Annotated in this window: 14 protein-coding genes and 1 pseudogene; 5 read left to right on the forward strand and 10 right to left on the reverse strand. The window is 36.9% G+C overall.

The genetic code is table 11. The features are described 5' to 3' along the window. Positions 1-93: 93 nt before the first annotated feature. The 6 genes from RHP76_RS12535 to lpxB all read right to left on the reverse strand — a co-directional run bounded on the left by RHP76_RS12535 (position 94) and on the right by lpxB (position 7,870). Entirely contained in the window at positions 94-861 is a 768-nt protein-coding gene (locus tag RHP76_RS12535; protein ID WP_062675785.1) for a succinate dehydrogenase/fumarate reductase iron-sulfur subunit, read from the reverse strand. 24 nt (positions 862-885) lie between these two features. Further along, positions 886-2,898, reverse strand: a complete 2,013-nt coding sequence (locus RHP76_RS12540) for a fumarate reductase/succinate dehydrogenase flavoprotein subunit (protein ID WP_120232739.1) — start codon at positions 2,896-2,898, stop codon at positions 886-888. A gap of 15 nt (positions 2,899-2,913) precedes the next feature. After that, positions 2,914-3,576 (reverse strand): succinate dehydrogenase cytochrome b subunit, encoded by a 663-nt coding sequence (locus tag RHP76_RS12545; RefSeq protein WP_062675783.1) that lies wholly within the window; start codon positions 3,574-3,576, stop codon positions 2,914-2,916. A 145-nt stretch (positions 3,577-3,721) separates the two neighbouring features. Continuing rightward, a complete protein-coding gene (locus RHP76_RS12550) occupies positions 3,722-5,494 on the reverse strand; it encodes a ComEC/Rec2 family competence protein (protein ID WP_311228337.1) in 1,773 nt (590 codons plus the stop codon). A 141-nt stretch (positions 5,495-5,635) separates the two neighbouring features. After that, positions 5,636-6,727, reverse strand: a complete 1,092-nt coding sequence (locus tag RHP76_RS12555; protein ID WP_311228338.1) for a glycoside hydrolase family 99 protein — start codon at positions 6,725-6,727, stop codon at positions 5,636-5,638. Positions 6,728-6,766: 39 nt separating this feature from the next. Further along, the gene (lpxB, locus tag RHP76_RS12560; protein ID WP_123279063.1) at positions 6,767-7,870 is read right to left on the reverse strand and encodes a lipid-A-disaccharide synthase; all 1,104 of its coding nucleotides are present in this window, start codon (positions 7,868-7,870) and stop codon (positions 6,767-6,769) included. A 78-nt stretch (positions 7,871-7,948) separates the two neighbouring features. On the opposite strand from lpxB, the gene RHP76_RS12565 reads away from it, so the two are divergent. Next, complete coding sequence (locus RHP76_RS12565; RefSeq protein ID WP_120232735.1) at positions 7,949-8,458, forward strand: DUF2480 family protein; 510 nt, start codon at positions 7,949-7,951, stop codon at positions 8,456-8,458. 111 nt (positions 8,459-8,569) lie between these two features. Further along, positions 8,570-9,229: pseudogene (locus tag RHP76_RS12570) on the forward strand (DUF937 domain-containing protein). Positions 9,230-9,287: 58 nt separating this feature from the next. On the opposite strand, the gene RHP76_RS12575 reads toward RHP76_RS12570, so the two are convergent. Together RHP76_RS12575 and RHP76_RS12580 are read right to left on the reverse strand one after the other, a co-directional pair. Next, positions 9,288-9,407, reverse strand: a complete 120-nt coding sequence (locus tag RHP76_RS12575; RefSeq protein WP_065119703.1) for a 30S ribosomal protein THX — start codon at positions 9,405-9,407, stop codon at positions 9,288-9,290. Between the two features lie 120 nt (positions 9,408-9,527). Continuing rightward, positions 9,528-10,922 (reverse strand): MATE family efflux transporter, encoded by a 1,395-nt coding sequence (locus RHP76_RS12580; protein ID WP_288440998.1) that lies wholly within the window; start codon positions 10,920-10,922, stop codon positions 9,528-9,530. Between the two features lie 112 nt (positions 10,923-11,034). On the opposite strand from RHP76_RS12580, the gene RHP76_RS12585 reads away from it, so the two are divergent. The 3 genes from RHP76_RS12585 to RHP76_RS12595 all read left to right on the forward strand — a co-directional run bounded on the left by RHP76_RS12585 (position 11,035) and on the right by RHP76_RS12595 (position 15,138). Continuing rightward, a complete protein-coding gene (locus RHP76_RS12585; RefSeq protein WP_120232733.1) occupies positions 11,035-11,397 on the forward strand; it encodes an ankyrin repeat domain-containing protein in 363 nt (120 codons plus the stop codon). A gap of 138 nt (positions 11,398-11,535) precedes the next feature. Beyond that, the gene (gene aspS, locus RHP76_RS12590; protein WP_062675775.1) at positions 11,536-13,290 is read left to right on the forward strand and encodes an aspartate--tRNA ligase; all 1,755 of its coding nucleotides are present in this window, start codon (positions 11,536-11,538) and stop codon (positions 13,288-13,290) included. A gap of 516 nt (positions 13,291-13,806) precedes the next feature. Continuing rightward, positions 13,807-15,138: a M12 family metallopeptidase gene (locus RHP76_RS12595; protein WP_277693463.1), complete on the forward strand. Its 1,332-nt coding sequence runs from the start codon at positions 13,807-13,809 to the stop codon at positions 15,136-15,138. A 66-nt stretch (positions 15,139-15,204) separates the two neighbouring features. Here the strand turns inward: RHP76_RS12595 and RHP76_RS12600 are convergent, their stop codons facing one another. Together RHP76_RS12600 and RHP76_RS12605 are read right to left on the reverse strand one after the other, a co-directional pair. Next, positions 15,205-16,476, reverse strand: coding sequence for an adenylosuccinate synthase (locus RHP76_RS12600; RefSeq protein WP_120232731.1), 1,272 nt, complete (start codon positions 16,474-16,476; stop codon positions 15,205-15,207). A gap of 172 nt (positions 16,477-16,648) precedes the next feature. Continuing rightward, on the reverse strand, positions 16,649-17,218 hold the full coding sequence (locus RHP76_RS12605) for a Crp/Fnr family transcriptional regulator (RefSeq protein ID WP_062675772.1): 570 nt from the start codon (positions 17,216-17,218) through the stop codon (positions 16,649-16,651). Positions 17,219-17,236: the final 18 nt, after the last annotated feature.

Consider the following 17,236-nt stretch of genomic DNA (forward strand, 5'->3'; position numbering starts at 1 on the left):
GTTAATAAGTTAACAAACTTTAACAGGGTTAACTTTTCCATAAAAAAATCGCCTCCAAAAATGAAGACGATTTTCTATGTATTTGAATCAATTCTATCCTTGATCTACAAGAGCAGCCATGTATTCTCTGTTCATTCTCGCAATGTTTTCAAGAGAAATACCTTTAGGGCATTCTACCTCACATGCTCCGGTATTTGAACAGTTTCCGAATCCTTCTTCGTCCATAGCTTTCACCATGTTCAGAACTCTTCTCTTAGCTTCTACTCTACCTTGTGGAAGTAATGCGTACTGAGAAACTTTTGCTCCAACGAATAACATTGCAGACCCGTTTTTACATGTAGCTACACAAGCTCCACATCCGATACAAGCTGCAGCATCCATTGCTTTATCTGCATCTTCTTTCGGCACAGGAATCGCGTTAGCGTCCAGTGTATTACCGGAAGTGTTCACAGAAATGAATCCTCCTGCTGCCATTACTCTGTCGAATGCGCTTCTGTCTACCATCAAATCTTTGATTACAGGGAAAGCAGCACTTCTCCAAGGTTCAATAACGATCGTCTCACCATCTTTGAACATTCTCATGTGAAGCTGACAAGTTGTAATACCTGTATCAGGTCCGTGAGCTCTACCATTGATGTAAAGAGAACACATACCGCAGATTCCCTCACGACAGTCGTGGTCGAAAGCGATTGGTTCTTTTCCTTCGTTAATTAAATTTTCGTTCAGGATATCTAACATCTCTAAAAATGAAGAGTCTGTAGATACATCTGATATTTTATAGGTCTCAAACTGACCTTTAGTTTTACTATTTTTTTGTCTCCAAATTTTCAGCGTAAGATGTAAGCCTTTTTTTGCACTCATAATGTTATATTTATAGGTTGGAGATTATTTATAACTTCTAGTTTTAACCTCGATGTTCTCGTAGATCAGTTCTTCTTTATGCAACACTTCCGCGTTGATATCGTCTCCCTGATATTCCCAAGCTCCGACGTATTTGTAGTTTACGTCGTCTCTTTCCGCTTCTCCGTCCGGAGTTGAATGGTCTTCACGGAAATGTCCACCACAAGATTCGTTTCTGTGCAGTGCATCGATAGCCATTAATTGTCCAAGCTCAAGGAAGTCTGCTACTCTGAATGCTTTTTCAAGCTCAGTGTTCATTCCTTCTCCTTCTCCCGGAACTTTTACGTTTTTCCAGAAGTTGTTTCTTACTTCTTCAATTTCCTTGATCGCTTCTCTTAACCCTTCAGGAGTTCTTCCCATACCTACTTTATTCCACATAATGTTTCCTAACTGCTTGTGGAAATAGTCAACAGAATGAGTTCCTTTATTGTTTAAGAAGAAATTAATTTTCTCTTTAATTCCTTTTTCAGCCTCGTCAAATGCTGCTGAATTGGTAGGAATAGCTCCTGTTCTGATATCTGCAGAAAGGTAATCTGCAATCGTGTAAGGAAGTACAAAATATCCATCAGCAAGACCCTGCATCAATGCAGAAGCACCCAATCTGTTTGCCCCGTGATCTGAGAAGTTAGCCTCACCGATTACGAAACATCCAGGGATCGTAGACTGAAGATTATAATCAACCCAAACACCACCCATTGTATAGTGAACTGCAGGATAGATCTTCATTGGAGTTTTGTAAGGATCATCAGCTGTAATTTTTTCGTACATTACGAATAGGTTACCATACTTCTCCTCAACCCACTTTTTACCAAGATCATAGATCTGCTGATCTGTAGGGTTATGAATATGTTTTTCGATAGCGGCTTCTTTACCTTTTTTCATGATCTCTGTAGAGAAATCAAGGTAAACACCTTCTTTAGTATCATTATTTTCAATTCCGTATCCGGCATCACATCTTTCCTTAGCAGCTCTAGAAGCAACGTCTCTAGGTACAAGGTTACCGAATGCAGGATATCTTCTTTCCAGATAATAATCTCTATCTTCTTCTTTAATATTTTCAGGTCTTAATTTACCTTCTCTGATCGCTACTGAATCTTCAATTTTCTTAGGAACCCAGATTCTTCCTGAGTTTCTTAGTGATTCAGACATCAGAGTCAGTTTAGACTGCTGTGTTCCGTGAACAGGAATACAAGTAGGGTGAATCTGTACGTAGCATGGGTTTGCGAAGTAAGCTCCTTTCTTGTGAATTTTCCATGCTGCAGAAACGTTAGATCCCATTGCATTGGTAGAAAGGAAATATACGTTTCCGTATCCTCCTGAAGCAATTACCACTGCGTGAGCAGAGTGTCTTTCAATTTCTCCTGTTACAAGGTTTCTTGCAATAATTCCTCTTGCTTTTCCGTCAACAATAACAAGATCCAACATCTCATGACGGTTGTACATCTTGATTCTTCCTTTACCGATCTGACGGCTCATTGCAGAATAAGCACCTAATAATAACTGCTGTCCGGTTTGTCCTTTTGCGTAGAAAGTTCTTTTTACCTGAACCCCACCAAATGAACGGTTATCCAACTGACCACCGTAATCTCTTCCGAAAGGAACCCCTTGGGAAACGCACTGGTCAATAATATTTGCAGAAACTTCAGCTAATCTGTAAACGTTAGCTTCTCTTGCTCTATAGTCACCACCTTTGATGGTATCGTAGAATAATCTGTAAGTAGAGTCACCATCTCCCTGGTAATTCTTAGCTGCGTTGATCCCTCCCTGAGCTGCAATCGAGTGAGCTCTTCTTGGAGAATCCTGATAGCAGAATGCTTTTACGTTGTATCCTTGCTCAGCTAATGTAGCTGCAGCAGAACCTCCTGCCAAACCTGTACCTACAACAATAATATCAATCTTATCTCTGTTGTTTGGTGCAACAAGGTTCATATGGTCTTTATGATTTTTCCACTTGTCTTTAAGAGGACCCGCTGGAATTCTTGAATCTAATTTACTCATATTAGTATATTGATATTATTGAGTTATAAAATGGAAAACTGCTACGATGATGAATCCTGCAGGAATAAGAATTGAATACCATTTCCCGAAAGCTTTGATCACCGGCGTATATTTTGGATGTCTGGCACCGATAGACTGGAATGAAGACTGGAATCCGTGAGCTAAGTGTAATCCTAACAAAACAAAAGAGATTACATATAAAGCTACTCTCCAAAGGTCAGCAAACTTTTCATGAAGCTCAGGCCAGAAACGTTCTGCATCAGGAGTCAATCCCTCTACATACTTGTAATTCATTTCGTGTAGCCAGAAATCATATAAGTGAAGCGCCAAGAAAGCTAAAATAACAGCTCCTGAAATAATCATATTTCTGGACATCCATGAAGAATTCACTGATGCATTGTTTGCTGCATACTTTACCGGACGCGCTTTATTATTCTTGATCTCAAGCACAAATCCCATTACAAAATGGAAAATTACTGCAAAACCAAGAATAGGCTGCATTAAGAACTGCACAAAAGGATTATAGCCCATAAAGTCAGATGCTGTATTGAATGCATCCTTGTTTAGAACTGATAACAAATTGGTTGTCAAATGCAGTATAAGAAAAATCAGCAAAAATAGAGCTGATAATGCCATAGCGTATTTTCTACCTATCGTAGAACTCGTTAAACCTGCCATATAAGTTTAAATTTGAATTTCCACAAAATTAAGAAAGTTTAACAATATCGAAAAGTGAGAAATCTCACAAATAGACAGTTTGTAATCTTTCTAAATAAGATTTTCACCCATTATAAATACAGGAAAATGGCTAAATTCAGAACCATCATTTCAGATCATAAATCTTATTCCTGAAAACTACTTTTTGAATGGAGGGTGACAAGGTTTTTATCTCAAAATGATCTACTCTTCTGGAAGCACAATATGGATTGACTATATACTGTAAAATCTTCGTCTTATTTTTCATATCCGAAATCCAGAAACAGACTCGGTCACCATTTTTCACTGAAAAAATTTTGTTTCTGTTAAAATGATGAACCAATATCTCTTCCTTCCGATTTTCAAAAGCTGTGATTCCGTTTCTTATCATGAGAAATAGTATTGCTGCCATCATCAGCCTCATCGTGTTTTTCGCATTGAATTTCAGTATCGCTGCTCTTAGTAAATAGACAAACATTGATACGGACATCACTTCTACCCCATTCATTGGAATATTTTCAAAGAACAGCACATCCACTTCAGCAAACCAATGGATCACCTTCAGTAAAACCTGAATAATCTCATCATACAGACCATTTATAAGTTCAAAATCAATCCCAAAAGAAATAAGAACTGTTATTAAAAAAGAGAAAATAATAATTAATTCAGAAAAAGGAACAATAACAAAATTGGCAAGGATTGATATCAATGAAAACTGATGAAAATAATACAACACCAGAGGTAGAGTTACCAACTGTGCGGATAAAGATATTGTAATTGTGTTAAACAAGAGTTTTTTAATATAATTATCCTGTTCTGGGAAGTATTTCAACAAAGGCTGATTCAGCCAATAAATGCCTAAAACAGCCGAAAAGCTAAGCTGAAAACCTACATCAAAAAGCTGTTGTGTATCTCCGATTAGAATAAAAAAAGCAGACAGGGCCAGTGAGTGAAGCAAATCCGTCTTTCGCTGAAGCAAAACAAAAATGAAATAAACACTCAGCATAATGCAAGATCGTAATACTGAATTCCCAAATCCAATAAAAGCGGCGAACAACCAGATAAAAATCAAACTAAAAATAGCAGCATATTTTCTGAATTGTAAAGGAGCAAACCGAATCAGAAAAAAATAGAATATCCCAAAAACAACCACAATATGAGTTCCGGAAATAGCAAGAAAATGAACCAGCCCTGATCTATTGAAATCTCTAACAGTACCCGTGTCAATCTCTGTTCGGTCTGCCAGAATAATACCTTTTAGAAATTCTTTAGTTTTCTCAGAAATTTCTGTTTTATCTATTTTGTTAAGAACCTCAAACCTATACTGCCTAAGCTGATCTGCCCACTTTAAATCATTCCGTTCTGCAGATATAATTTCTTTTGAAAGATAAACCTGGTAATCAATATGTTTTCTTTTCAGATATTGAGCATAATCAAATTGAAAATCATACGATGGAACCTGAGGTTGTGTAATGTAAGCCTCAGCTTTGTAGTAGTGAATAAAATCCAGCTCTTTACTCTCTTTTGGAACATAAAAAATTGAAGTGAAACATGCATTATCTGACTGTGCAATGCCCTCATATTTTCTATATTTTTCCGAAGAATTTAATTTCTGAGAGATCTTAAATGAAATCGTTTCATGCTTCTTCACCAAATGTTTACCAACTAGTGAAGAAGTGTTATAGAAATGAAGAACAATTCCTGCTCCGAACAGCAGAAGCATCAGGAAAACTGTTTTGGTTTTATGCAGAAGATAAGAATGAAAGCAGATTAAAATCAACAATATTGAGCAGGTCATTCCAACTCCACCAACAATGGTCTCTGGCAATACCATTTTATCCTGAAAAAGAATTCCAAGAATAAAGCATATTGCCAAAATAAGAAGAGGCTGTTTGTTCAAAATCCATTAATTATCCTTTTAAAATAGGCAATGAATGGGAAATTCATGATCTCTTTAAAAACTAAATAAGCGCTCTGTCATCATTAAAAATGTTAACAGAACGCTTAATTTTTTTTCCTAAAAATTAGGATTAAAAGTATATTATCTCTTTTTCAAAAATTTATCCGTTAAACGCTTCGTTTCTTTGATATAAAATAAAGGATCTTTCCCATAATCTTCATATTTGAAATCACCGGCTTTTTTAGGAACAGCAGGCTCTATTTGTGTTCCTTCATGCCATTCGTTGAATGATGTAATGCCAATGAACTCCGGATTTACTTTAATAGCAGCATCAAACATTTTCTCATAATATTTTCCATTGTCTCTGCTTTTGAAGTTCGCTTCATTCCATGGACGAATTCTTGTATCGGAATAACCAGGACCCACACAAGGAATAAAAATCAGATGGTGATCTTTAGCGAAGTTTGCCATAAAATCCCAATTCGAAGTTGTACTTCCGTATACAAATCCTTCGCTGGCAAAATAGGTATAGAAACCATCGAAGCCTGCCGAATCAAAAAATTCAGCATCATCTTTCTCAACCCAAAGTCCGATATAAAGGGCATCTAAATCTGTATTTCTGACTGTTTTTTCTCCATTTGTAGATAGTATTTTCACCCATTCTTCTTTAGGTATTTTATAGCTATCATAGACATAAAACAGAGGTTTCCCTTCTTTTTTATAGAATGCATGATGATTAGAATACGTTTTTACCAGATAAGAAAGCTGCTCTTTTAATTCTGAAGTGTTTTTATAAAATGGCTCAATGTGAAATGCTATTTTTAAATCATACCGATCTGCAATATCCAGATATTTGATAAGGCTTTTATCCGTAAACGAATCTTTTCCCAGCCAACTTACGACAACCACTCCTGCTCCTGAGTCTTTGATCATTTTCATATGCTGCTCGATGGTTTTCGCATCGTTGGAACTGTAATTGCCAAGAGCCGGATAAAAATTAGCTCCGATATCATCTCCTCCTTTATGATGTCCCAGATTGTTCCACTTCGGATTGCTCCAGTGAGGAAGGATCTCATGATTCCAATGCTGATACTCTCCATCTGTTGCAGGATTGGCGTACCAGCCGTAATAAAATATCTGGACTTTATCTCTTACACTGCTCTGCTGGGCAAAACTGTTTGTGAAAAACAAAGTAAAAGTCAGTAATAACAGAAAACGGTTACAATAATTCATAGTTAAAAAGTAGATTAATAATCAGAAAATCAATACAAACTACACTTTCAATATCACCTCAGCAGCATGATCGCTGGCTCCTTTTCCGCCAAGCTTTTCTCTGAGAAGATGATAGTCATTCAGAACCTGTTCCCTTCTCTCTCCTGACAAAATTTTATTGAGCTCTTCAACCAGATTTTTGGTATTGAGATCATTTTGAATCAATTCTTTCACCACTTCTCTGTCCATAATCAGATTAACCAGAGAAATATAATTGATATTTTTCACCAATCTTTTAGCAATAGCATAGGAAATTTTACTTCCACGATAGCAAACTACTTCAGGTATATTCAACAAAGCGGTTTCCAACGTAGCTGTTCCGGAAGTCACCAAAGCAGCTTTTGAACATCTTAGCAGATCATAGGTTTTATTAGAAACAAAATGAACATTATCATCTACATATTTCTGATAAAATTCTTTTGGAAGACTTGGCGCACCGGCAATCACAAACTGATAGTTTTGGAACTGCGGTCTTACGGAAAGCATTATTTCAAGCATCTTTTCTACTTCCTGTTCTCTGGAACCAGGAAGCAATGCAATGATTTCTTTTTCATTCAAGCCATGCTCCGATTTGAAACGTTCAATACTTATTTCCTCAAGGTCTGAAATAGCATCCAGCAAAGGATGACCTACAAAATGGGAGTGAACTCCATGTTTTCTGTAAAAGTCTTCTTCAAATGGAAGGATGACCATCATTTCATCCACATATTTTCTAATAATCTCTACTCGGCCTTCTTTCCAAGCCCAAAGCTGGGGAGAAATATAATAAACGACTTTGATTCCCAATTCCTTGGCAAATCTGGCAATTCTCAGATTAAATCCAGGATAATCCACCAGGATCAAAACATCAGGTCTGTTCTTCTGAATATCCTCTTTACAGAATTTAATATTATTCAGAATAGTACGGAGGTTCATCACCACTTCCAGAAATCCCATAAAAGCAAGATCACGGTAATGCTTCACCAACGTTCCGCCCTGAGCTTTCATCAGGTCGCCACCCCAAAATCTGAATTCCGCTTGGGGATCCTTGTGTTTTAAGGCTTTCATCAGATTGCTTCCATGTAAATCACCGGAAGCTTCTCCTGCAATAATATAATACTTCATTTCTATAGTAAGGATAGAGAACAAATTAAGACAGATATGATCTTAATTCGTAAATTTGTTCAAAGATAATGATAAAAAATGTCAGAAGAATTTGAAATCCGGAATAAAGTTGCAGAAAGCGGCCTTATCAATTTTGACCTTACCACTTTACTGCCAAAAGGGGAAAGAAAAGGTATAGACCTTAAAGATTTCCTTTTTCAGGAATTGATCCTGAAAGAAAAAGATTTCCGCGAAAAGGTAGATGCTATCGATACGGAAAAATATAAAGACGCTTACGTATATATTTACAATTCTGTAGACACTATTATTCCTCTATGGGCTTATTTTGTTTTAACAGCAAAAATTACCGATGTCGCAAAGAAAGTAGTTTTTGGAAACCGCGAGGATCTGGAAGTTATTTTAATGCATAATGCCATCCAGACTCATGATTTTGAAGAAATGAGAGGAAAAAGAGTACTGGTGAAAGGATGTTCAGATAAAGAAATTCCTGAAAATGCTTATATCGAATTGGTAGAACAGCTAAAGCCTATTGTAAAATCTCTGATGTTCGGAGAAGCGTGTTCAAACGTTCCTATCATTAAAAACTAAGGTCTTCTGAAACACGCTCAGAAACTTTAACAATAATTATGAAGGGCGGTGATTTTGTGAGGCATATTTTTTGATAACTTTGGTGTACTTAATACTAAATAAACACAAAAAATGAGTTTAATTGACCTACTTACAGGGAACACAGGCAATCAGGTTGCTGAACAGGCTGAAAACAAATTCGGAATCAGTAAAAACCAGGTAATTGCCCTGTTAGCTGTTGCTACCCCTCTTATCATTTCTTATCTTAGAAATAAATCTCAGGATGCTAAAGAAGCAGAAGCTTTAAATAATGCTTTAGATAAAGACCACAACGGAAGTATTTTAAATGATGCTTCACAAATTGAAGCAAGACAGGCTGAAGGAGGATCTATTCTTGATCATATCTTCGGTGGGCAAAAAAGCAACGTTGAAAACCAACTGTCACAGAACACAGGAATTTCAATAGACAAAATTGGTCCTATCCTTGCGATGCTGGCACCAGTAGTAATGGGTTACATCGGACAGCAGAAACAACAGAGCAATGTAGGAGCAGGCGGCCTGGGAGATCTTTTGGGAGGGATCCTTGGTAATGCTTCCAATCAGGCACAAGCTCAGCAGTCTAATCCTTTGAATGACATTCTTGGAAGTGTTTTAGGAGGTGGCGGACAATCATAATCATCAGGAAATCCACTGAACGATATACTGGGAAGTGTATTGGGTGGTGGTGGAAACCAACAACAAGGCGGCGGTGGTTTAGGCAGCATCCTTGGTAATATTTTGGGAGGTAAATAATTAATTTAATTTTCATAAAAAAGACCGGAGATATGATCTTCGGTCTTTTTATTTTTGATTACTTTTTAGATTTTTCTTCAGAAGCAGCAAAAGATTTTGAGGCTTTTTTAGGTCTTCTTTTACCATAACTTCCTGAATTGATTTTCCCTCTTCTAGATTTTTTATCTCCTTTTCCCATAGTATTATGTATTTGTTGTACCACGAATTTAGAAAATACAATACTAAAATCCAATTAGTGAAGCTGTTAAAGTTTTATAAATTAGGGAGGAAAGCTGGAGAATTCCATCACCCACGCTTTCTACACTTTTATTGTCTTCCATTTTCCTTTTTTAAATAAGATAAAGGCAACAATGGTAATCAATGTTTCTGCGGCTGGAATTGATATAAAAACTCCTTTGGGTCCCAGGTCAAGATATTTTGATAAAAAATAGGCCAGCGGAATCTGAAACAGCCAGAAACCAAAAAGATTAACCCAGGTAGGTGTCCATGTATCACCAGCTCCATTAAAGGCATTGATCATCACCATCCCGATTCCATAGAAAATAAATCCTATACTCATAATCTGAAGTGCATTTTTAGCAAAATCTTTAATCGCCATTTCCTGAGTAAAAAAACTAACTAAAAAGTTCCCCATAAAAAGGAAAATTAAACTTACCACCAGCATAAAAATGACATTATATTTCACGGTTTTCATCACCGACTGTTCTGCTCTCAGCATTTCATTTGCTCCCATATTCTGTCCTACCAAAGTGGATGCTGCATTACTCAATCCCCAAGCTGGAAGCATAAAGAACATCATCAGTCTTAAAGCAGTCTGATAACCAGCCGATGCATTCTCTCCTCCTGTAGTTGCTACAAGTTCTGCAAGGAAAATCCAGCTGCATGAGGCAATGACAAACTGAAAAATTCCGGGAGTTGCAATTTTTATAATGGATTTAATTAATGAATAATTCGGCTTAAAATAAGGAAGTTTAATTCTTATCTGAGTATCAGCAACCAAAAGATGATACAGCTGATAAATAACACCAATACTACGTCCTATTGTTGTTGCCAAAGCAGCTCCCGTTAGTCCCAAAGCAGGAGCAGGCCCAAGGCCTTTTATCAGAATCGGACAGAGAATGATATTCGCAATATTCGCGATCCATAAACTTTTCATAGCAATCATAGCATTTCCGGCCCCTCTGAAAATCCCATTAATTAAAAATAAAAGCATAATAATCGTGCTGCTTCCCATCATAATTCTGGTAAAACTCTTTCCATAAGCAGCCGCTTCCGGTTTTGAGCCCATCAGAATCAGAATTTCTTCAGCATAAATTACTCCAAGCAAACTTAAAATAAAAGTAATCGCAAAGGAAACGAGTAATACTTGTGCTGCGCTTCTGGAAGCCTGTTCCGGATTTTTTTCACCAATTCTTCTCGCTACCAAAGCTGTGGCCGCCATACTCATCCCAATAGCAATAGAATACATTATCGAAAGTACAGATTCGGTAAGCCCTACCGTTTGAATCGCAAAACCGCTTTCTTTCAGATGGCCGACAAAATAAAGATCCACAAGAGCAAATACGGATTCCATAGCCATTTCCAGCATCATGGGAATGGCTAAAAGCAGCACAGCACTTCTGATATTCACTTTCGTAAAATCAGTTTCTTCACCACTGAATGCTTTTTTCAAAAATTCAATATATTTTGTCATTTCGCAATTAATATTTTATGTAATCCCAAAAATACAAATCCAATTATTAGAAAAACTTAGCAATTGGTAATAAAATTTAATTTAGATTTGTATATTCTTAAAAATTATCCTTATGAAAAAAATAATCTCTACTACTTTTCTATTTGGAATGTTACTGTCCGGCAGCATGTTCTCTGCCCAGAAGATGAGTCAGGAAAAGATGAAAGCCATTTATTCTGATGATATAGCAACATTTAAAAAACAGTTTGCTCCGGGAGATTACAACAAATGTTTTCTTGTGGGAGATATACTTTATTCACCCCTTGGCTTCAGTGTAATGTCTGACAGAAAGAATATTATCAACTTCCTTTTGGACAATAAGGCAAATGTGAATAAAAAATGTCAGAATAAAACACCTCTTGAAGTAGCTGATGAAACAAAAGGCAGTGAGGATGTAAAGAGAATTCTGATCGCAAAAGGTGGTAACAGAATTTAAAAAAATCCAAAAACAATATATGAAACTTCCGAAAGGGAGTTTTTTTTATTTATAAAACCTGCAAAAATCTTATCTTTGCCAACGAAAAATTCAAGGTTCGGAATTGAACCTTAAACATTGAACTTTAAACAAATAATTATGTTTCGATCACACACCAACGGAGAGCTATCTCTGAAAAATCTGAATGAAGAAGTTACACTATCAGGATGGGTACAGACTATCCGTGATAAAGGATTTATGATTTGGGTAGATCTTCGAGATCGTTACGGAATTACCCAGCTGGTTTTTGACCAGGACCGCTCTTCTGCTCAATTGATGGAGGAAGCTAAAAAACTGGGCCGTGAATTTGTGATTCAGGCTACCGGAAGAGTTATTGAAAGAGTAAGCAAAAACCCTAATATTCCAACCGGGGAAATTGAAATTCTGGTAGAAAAACTGACTATTCTGAACGATTCTCAGCTTCCACCTTTCACCATTGAGGATGAAACGGATGGTGGTGAAGAATTAAGAATGAAATACCGTTATCTGGATATCAGAAGAAATCCGGTAAAAGATAAGCTGATCTTCCGCCACAAAATGGCACAGAAAGTAAGAAATTATTTATCTGAAGAAGGTTTTATTGAAGTGGAAACACCTGTTTTGATCAAGTCTACTCCAGAGGGAGCAAGAGATTTTGTTGTACCAAGCAGAATGAATCCTGGACAGTTTTATGCATTGCCACAGTCTCCACAAACTTTCAAACAGCTTTTGATGGTAGGTGGGATGGATAAATATTTCCAGATTGTAAAATGCTTCCGTGATGAGGATTTAAGAGCAGACAGACAGCCGGAATTCACGCAGATCGACTGTGAAATGGCTTTCGTAGAGCAGGAAGACGTTATGAACGTATTCGAAGGAATGACTAAGACTCTATTAAAAGACATTACAGGTAAGGAATTCGGAGATTTCCCAAGAATGACTTTCGCAGATGCGATGAGAAAATATGGAAATGACAAACCGGATATCCGTTTCGGAATGGAGTTCGTAGAACTGAATGAACTGGTAAAAGGAAAAGACTTTAAGATATTTGATGATGCTGAATTAGTAGTCGGAATCAATGTAGAAGGGTGTGCAGACTATACAAGAAAGCAGATTGATGAACTTGTGGATTGGGTTAAACGTCCTCAGATTGGTGCTTCAGGAATGGTTTGGGCAAAATTCCAGAATGATGGTGTAAAAACCTCATCGGTAAATAAATTCTACAACGAAGAAGATTTAGCAAAGATCATCGAAAAATTCGGAGCAAAAGAAGGTGACTTGATGTTGATTCTTTCCGGAAACGAAAATAAAGTAAGAGCTCAGCTTTCTGCATTAAGAATGGAACTTGGAAACCGTTTGGGATTAAGAAAAGGAAATGAGTTTGCTCCACTTTGGGTAGTAGACTTCCCGCTATTGGAATGGGATGAAGATACCGAAAGATACCATGCAATGCACCATCCTTTCACGTCTCCAAAACCGGAAGATATCCACTTATTGGAAACTGATCCTGGAAAAGCAAGGGCTAACGCTTATGATATGGTTCTGAACGGAAACGAAATCGGAGGTGGATCTATCAGAATTTTTGACAGAGATCTTCAGTCTAAAATGTTCGATTTATTAGGATTTACCAGAGAAGAAGCAGAAGCTCAGTTCGGATTCCTTATGAATGCCTTCAAATACGGAGCACCACCACACGGAGGTTTAGCATTCGGATTTGACCGTTTGGTAGCGATTCTTGACGGAAACGAAGTAATCAGAGATTATATTGCTTTCCCTAAGAACAATTCAGGACGAGATGTAATGATCGATGCGCCTGCTTCGATTGCTGATGCACAGCTCGACGAATTAGAATTACAATTGAATTTAAAAGCATAAATGTAAAGCGGGGCAAATGCCTCGCTTTTTTTATATTCTTATACAGGAGCCTTAAGTTTACCCTGAACTTCCTGATGCTTTATACTGACAATATTATTTTTGAAAAACAAATAGTAATAAAGTAGTATTATTTAGAATCAAAAAACATTACAAATTCCACTGTAATTTATCAATTTACTAACAAAACAAACTTTACACTAGTGAAATATACATTTTTACACACTATGTCAAATATTCGTGAAATAATCTAATTTAAAATTTAATAGTAAAAATTAAATTAAAACAATTACATTAACGAAATAAATACATTTTTCAAATAAAAAAACAACAAAACAATCATTATATTATGTTATATGTAAATATGATTTTTATTAATATATTTACGTTACACAGCTGAATTATAATGAAGACTTAATCAAAACTTAGAAATTGATGTATTTTTATAATCTCATGCGTATGATAATAATATAGCTGTTCATATTTTAAACCTTGATCACCAAACCAATATTAAATAATATGAAAAGCAAACTATTACTATTATCAGGATGCCTTGTTCTGGCACTGAATTCATGTAGGTCAGACATTGAAAATCCTCAAGCTGATTCAATCGATCCTGCAACCACGAAGCTCGACAATGCAAAGATTCACAAATTATCTATTGACGGAAAATTCACTTATGTTAATGAAATAAATGGTGAATATTTTTATGCAGAAGATATTACGATCAGCCCCGAACAGTTTAATGTATTACAAAAGCAGGCCAACTCCGGAACATCAACAGCAGAGAAAAGTACCATTGTAAGCTCTTTTATTAAGACATGGCCGAATGCAACCGTCTATTATACATTACCCAGCCAGGGAAGTCTGAGTACCCAGAATTATAATACGTTCCTGACCAATATCAACAAAGCATTTGATATGATTTCTTCACAAACCAGTATGCAGTTTGTTGAACGAACCAACCAAACAGAATATATTACTTTTACCTATACAACATCCAACAGCTCTCCGCTTGGATGGCAGAAAAATAGAGTTAATGGTATTAAAATCTATAATATCACTTATCCGGCAATTATTGCTCACGAAATCATGCATTCGATGGGAATCATGCACGAGCAGTGCCGCCCGGATAGGGATCAGTACATCATTGTAGATGTTAATAAAGCCGTAGAAGGAAGCCGTCATAACTTCAATCTTTACAATGATTACGCAGGACACGGGGCGTTTGATTTCGGTTCAGTTATGATGTATCAGTCTACAGACTTTGCTATAGACTCAAGTCAGCCTGTAATGACTAAGCTGGATGGTTCCACATTCACTAAGCAAAGAACAGGATTGTCTGCAGGTGATTATGCTGGTATCAATCATCTGTACGGACCTGTTAATGCTACTTCTGCCATCAACGGAACGTATACAATGAGAACAGCTTTAGCAAGTGATAAAAATGTAGATGTTTCAGGAAGTTCAACTACAGACGGCACCAGCATCATTCTGTATTCTGCTTCTACAGGGAATAACCAGAGATTTACTTTCACCAAATCAGATCATGGTTACTATACCATCAAATCCATATTGGATCCTACCAAGGTGTTAACCGTGAAAAGTAATGGGACAACGAATGGAACAGCTGTTGAATTAAGAACCAATGCCAATACGGATTCTCAAAAATGGTTATTATTCAACTTAGGAAATAATGGATTTGGATTTGCTCCGAAGAATGCACCAGCATTGAGATTAGAGGTAAAAAATGGCACAACAACCAATCTTACCCCTATTGTAATCGGAACAACTGATCAAACGCTTCAGCCTTCTACAAAACAACGCTTCATCCTTACAAAAGTTAACTAAATTTCTTCATACAAAAAGAGGTTAGGAAATAAATTTTCTAACCTCTTTCTATTCTATTACTATTTATTAGAGTAATTTTAACATTTCATTTCTTCCCGGCCCGGTTGAAAGATAAGCCACAGGAATTCCCAATTCTTCTTCCAGGAATGACAGAAACCCGAGGACTTCTTTTGGCAGCTCAGAAGGACTTTTCATTGCAGAGAAATCAGCATTCCAGCCATTCATCCATTTCAATACAGGTTTTCCATTTTCAGGAAGTAAACCTGAAACATCCACTGTTTTTCCATCTTCCAGTTCATAATGGGTACAGACTGCTACAGATTTTAATCCACTCAAAACATCCGCTTTTGTCAGAACCAGCTGAGTAACCCCGTTGATCATTACCGCATATTTTAAAGCAGGTAAATCCAGCCATCCGGTTCTTCTAGGACGTCCTGTATTGGAACCAAATTCATTTCCTTTCATTCTGAGATCATCTCCAAATTCATCTAAAAGTTCCGTTGGAAATATACCATTTCCCACACGGGTACAATACGCTTTTGCTATACCGTAAATCTCACCGATCTTTTTCGGTGACACACCTAAACCGCTACTCGCCCCTGATGCTGTCGTGGAGGAAGACGTTACATACGGATAAGTACCATGATCAATATCCAGCATCGCTGCCTGAGATCCTTCTGCCAATACCTTTTTACCTTCAGATAAAGCTTTGTTGATATAAATTTCAGTCTCTGTACAATTGAATTTTTTAAGAAATTCCACCGCATCAAAAAACTCTTTACTGATTTCTTCCAAAGCAGGCAAAACAAGCATTCCTTCTTCTTCCAGCATTCTGTAATCTCTATCCAAAATGTGCTGTGCCCTGCTTTGAAAATCCGATGAAAATATATCCCCTACTCTCAGATTCTGTCTTAATATTTTGTTTGAATACGCCTGAGCAATCCCATTTTTTGTAGTTCCGATAGTGGTATACTCGGGACTTTCCTCCATAAAAATATCCAGAAGCTTATGCGTTGGCATTACCAGGTGTGCTTTTTGGGAAATAATGATATTGTTTTCTGGCTGAACGGTTTTATCAAATACCTGAAGATTCAGAATTTCTTTTTTAAAACTTACCGGATCAATAACAGTTCCCGTACCGATCACATTCTGTACTCCTTTCATAAAGATTCCCGAAGGAATCATTTTAAGCGTTATTCTGCGTCCGTTTCTTTCAATACTGTGCCCAGCATTAGATCCGCCGTTAAAACGAGCTGTAATGTCGTAATTTTCACTGATCAGATCAATAAACTTTCCCTTTCCTTCATCTCCCCATTGTAGTCCTAATACAATATCCATATTCGTACTTTAAATTTTATGAAGCAAAGCTATGACAGTCAGCATGAAACACCATTGCCATTTGACAAAAAGAGATCTGACCAGAAATAAGAAGCTAAATATTAGAGCCTAGAAGCAATTCACAACACTCCCACTTACATCATTAATCAATTATCATCTATCAGTAATAATCTTAAACTATATTTCTTCTGATCCTGCTAAGTGAAGAAGGTGTCACGCCAAGATAAGAAGCCAGCATAGATTGCGGAACTCTGTTGGCGAGGCCGGGATAGTGATTTAAAAAATGAATGTACCGTGATTTCGCATCCTGATTAAGCATGATACTGGCGACCTTCAGTTTATTTTCTACTACAAAGGCATGAATTCTTGCAAATAAAATAGGCCATACCGCAATTTTCTCTTCCAGGATTTTAAAATGCTCACGGTCAATGACCAGCAATACAGCATCGGTAATCGCTTCAATGTCTTCATGCGCTGGCAGCTGATCGGTAAAGCCCTGAAAGTCCCCAATAAATCGTCCTTCATAAATAAAATACCGTGTAAAATCATCACCTTGCTTGTTATAATACAAAGACCGGAAAACACCTTCCTTCACAAAAGCAATTCTCTGACTTACTTTTCCGGCTTCTATGAAAGGATCTCCCTTTTTGACCGTTATTTCCTGAATTCCTTCAGCAATCAACAGCTCGTCCTGAGGATTCAGTGTCCCGAATTTTTTGATATAAGTAAAAAGCTCTTCCATATTTTGATATAACCACGG

The sequence above is a fragment of the Chryseobacterium sp. SG20098 genome (genome assembly GCF_031844745.1).
In the GTDB taxonomy this organism is placed as follows: Bacteria; Bacteroidota; Bacteroidia; order Flavobacteriales; family Weeksellaceae; genus Chryseobacterium; species Chryseobacterium cucumeris.

Bases quoted from the DNA above. Each gene is read 5' to 3' on its own strand.
- RHP76_RS12565 (WP_120232735.1), top strand. From the start codon at position 7,949: ATGTCAGAAGAATTTGAAATCCGGAATAAAGTTGCAGAAAGCGGCCTT.
- RHP76_RS12540 (WP_120232739.1), bottom strand. From the start codon at position 2,898: ATGAGTAAATTAGATTCAAGAATTCCAGCGGGTCCTCTTAAAGACAAG.
- RHP76_RS12535 (WP_062675785.1), bottom strand. From the start codon at position 861: ATGAGTGCAAAAAAAGGCTTACATCTTACGCTGAAAATTTGGAGACAA.
- aspS (WP_062675775.1), top strand. From the start codon at position 11,536: ATGTTTCGATCACACACCAACGGAGAGCTATCTCTGAAAAATCTGAAT.
- RHP76_RS12595 (WP_277693463.1), top strand. From the start codon at position 13,807: ATGAAAAGCAAACTATTACTATTATCAGGATGCCTTGTTCTGGCACTG.
- RHP76_RS12580 (WP_288440998.1), bottom strand. From the start codon at position 10,922: ATGACAAAATATATTGAATTTTTGAAAAAAGCATTCAGTGGTGAAGAA.
- RHP76_RS12545 (WP_062675783.1), bottom strand. From the start codon at position 3,576: ATGGCAGGTTTAACGAGTTCTACGATAGGTAGAAAATACGCTATGGCA.
- RHP76_RS12575 (WP_065119703.1), bottom strand. From the start codon at position 9,407: ATGGGAAAAGGAGATAAAAAATCTAGAAGAGGGAAAATCAATTCAGGA.
- RHP76_RS12605 (WP_062675772.1), bottom strand. From the start codon at position 17,218: ATGGAAGAGCTTTTTACTTATATCAAAAAATTCGGGACACTGAATCCT.
- RHP76_RS12555 (WP_311228338.1), bottom strand. From the start codon at position 6,727: ATGAATTATTGTAACCGTTTTCTGTTATTACTGACTTTTACTTTGTTT.
- RHP76_RS12600 (WP_120232731.1), bottom strand. From the start codon at position 16,476: ATGGATATTGTATTAGGACTACAATGGGGAGATGAAGGAAAGGGAAAG.
- lpxB (WP_123279063.1), bottom strand. From the start codon at position 7,870: ATGAAGTATTATATTATTGCAGGAGAAGCTTCCGGTGATTTACATGGA.
- RHP76_RS12585 (WP_120232733.1), top strand. From the start codon at position 11,035: ATGAAAAAAATAATCTCTACTACTTTTCTATTTGGAATGTTACTGTCC.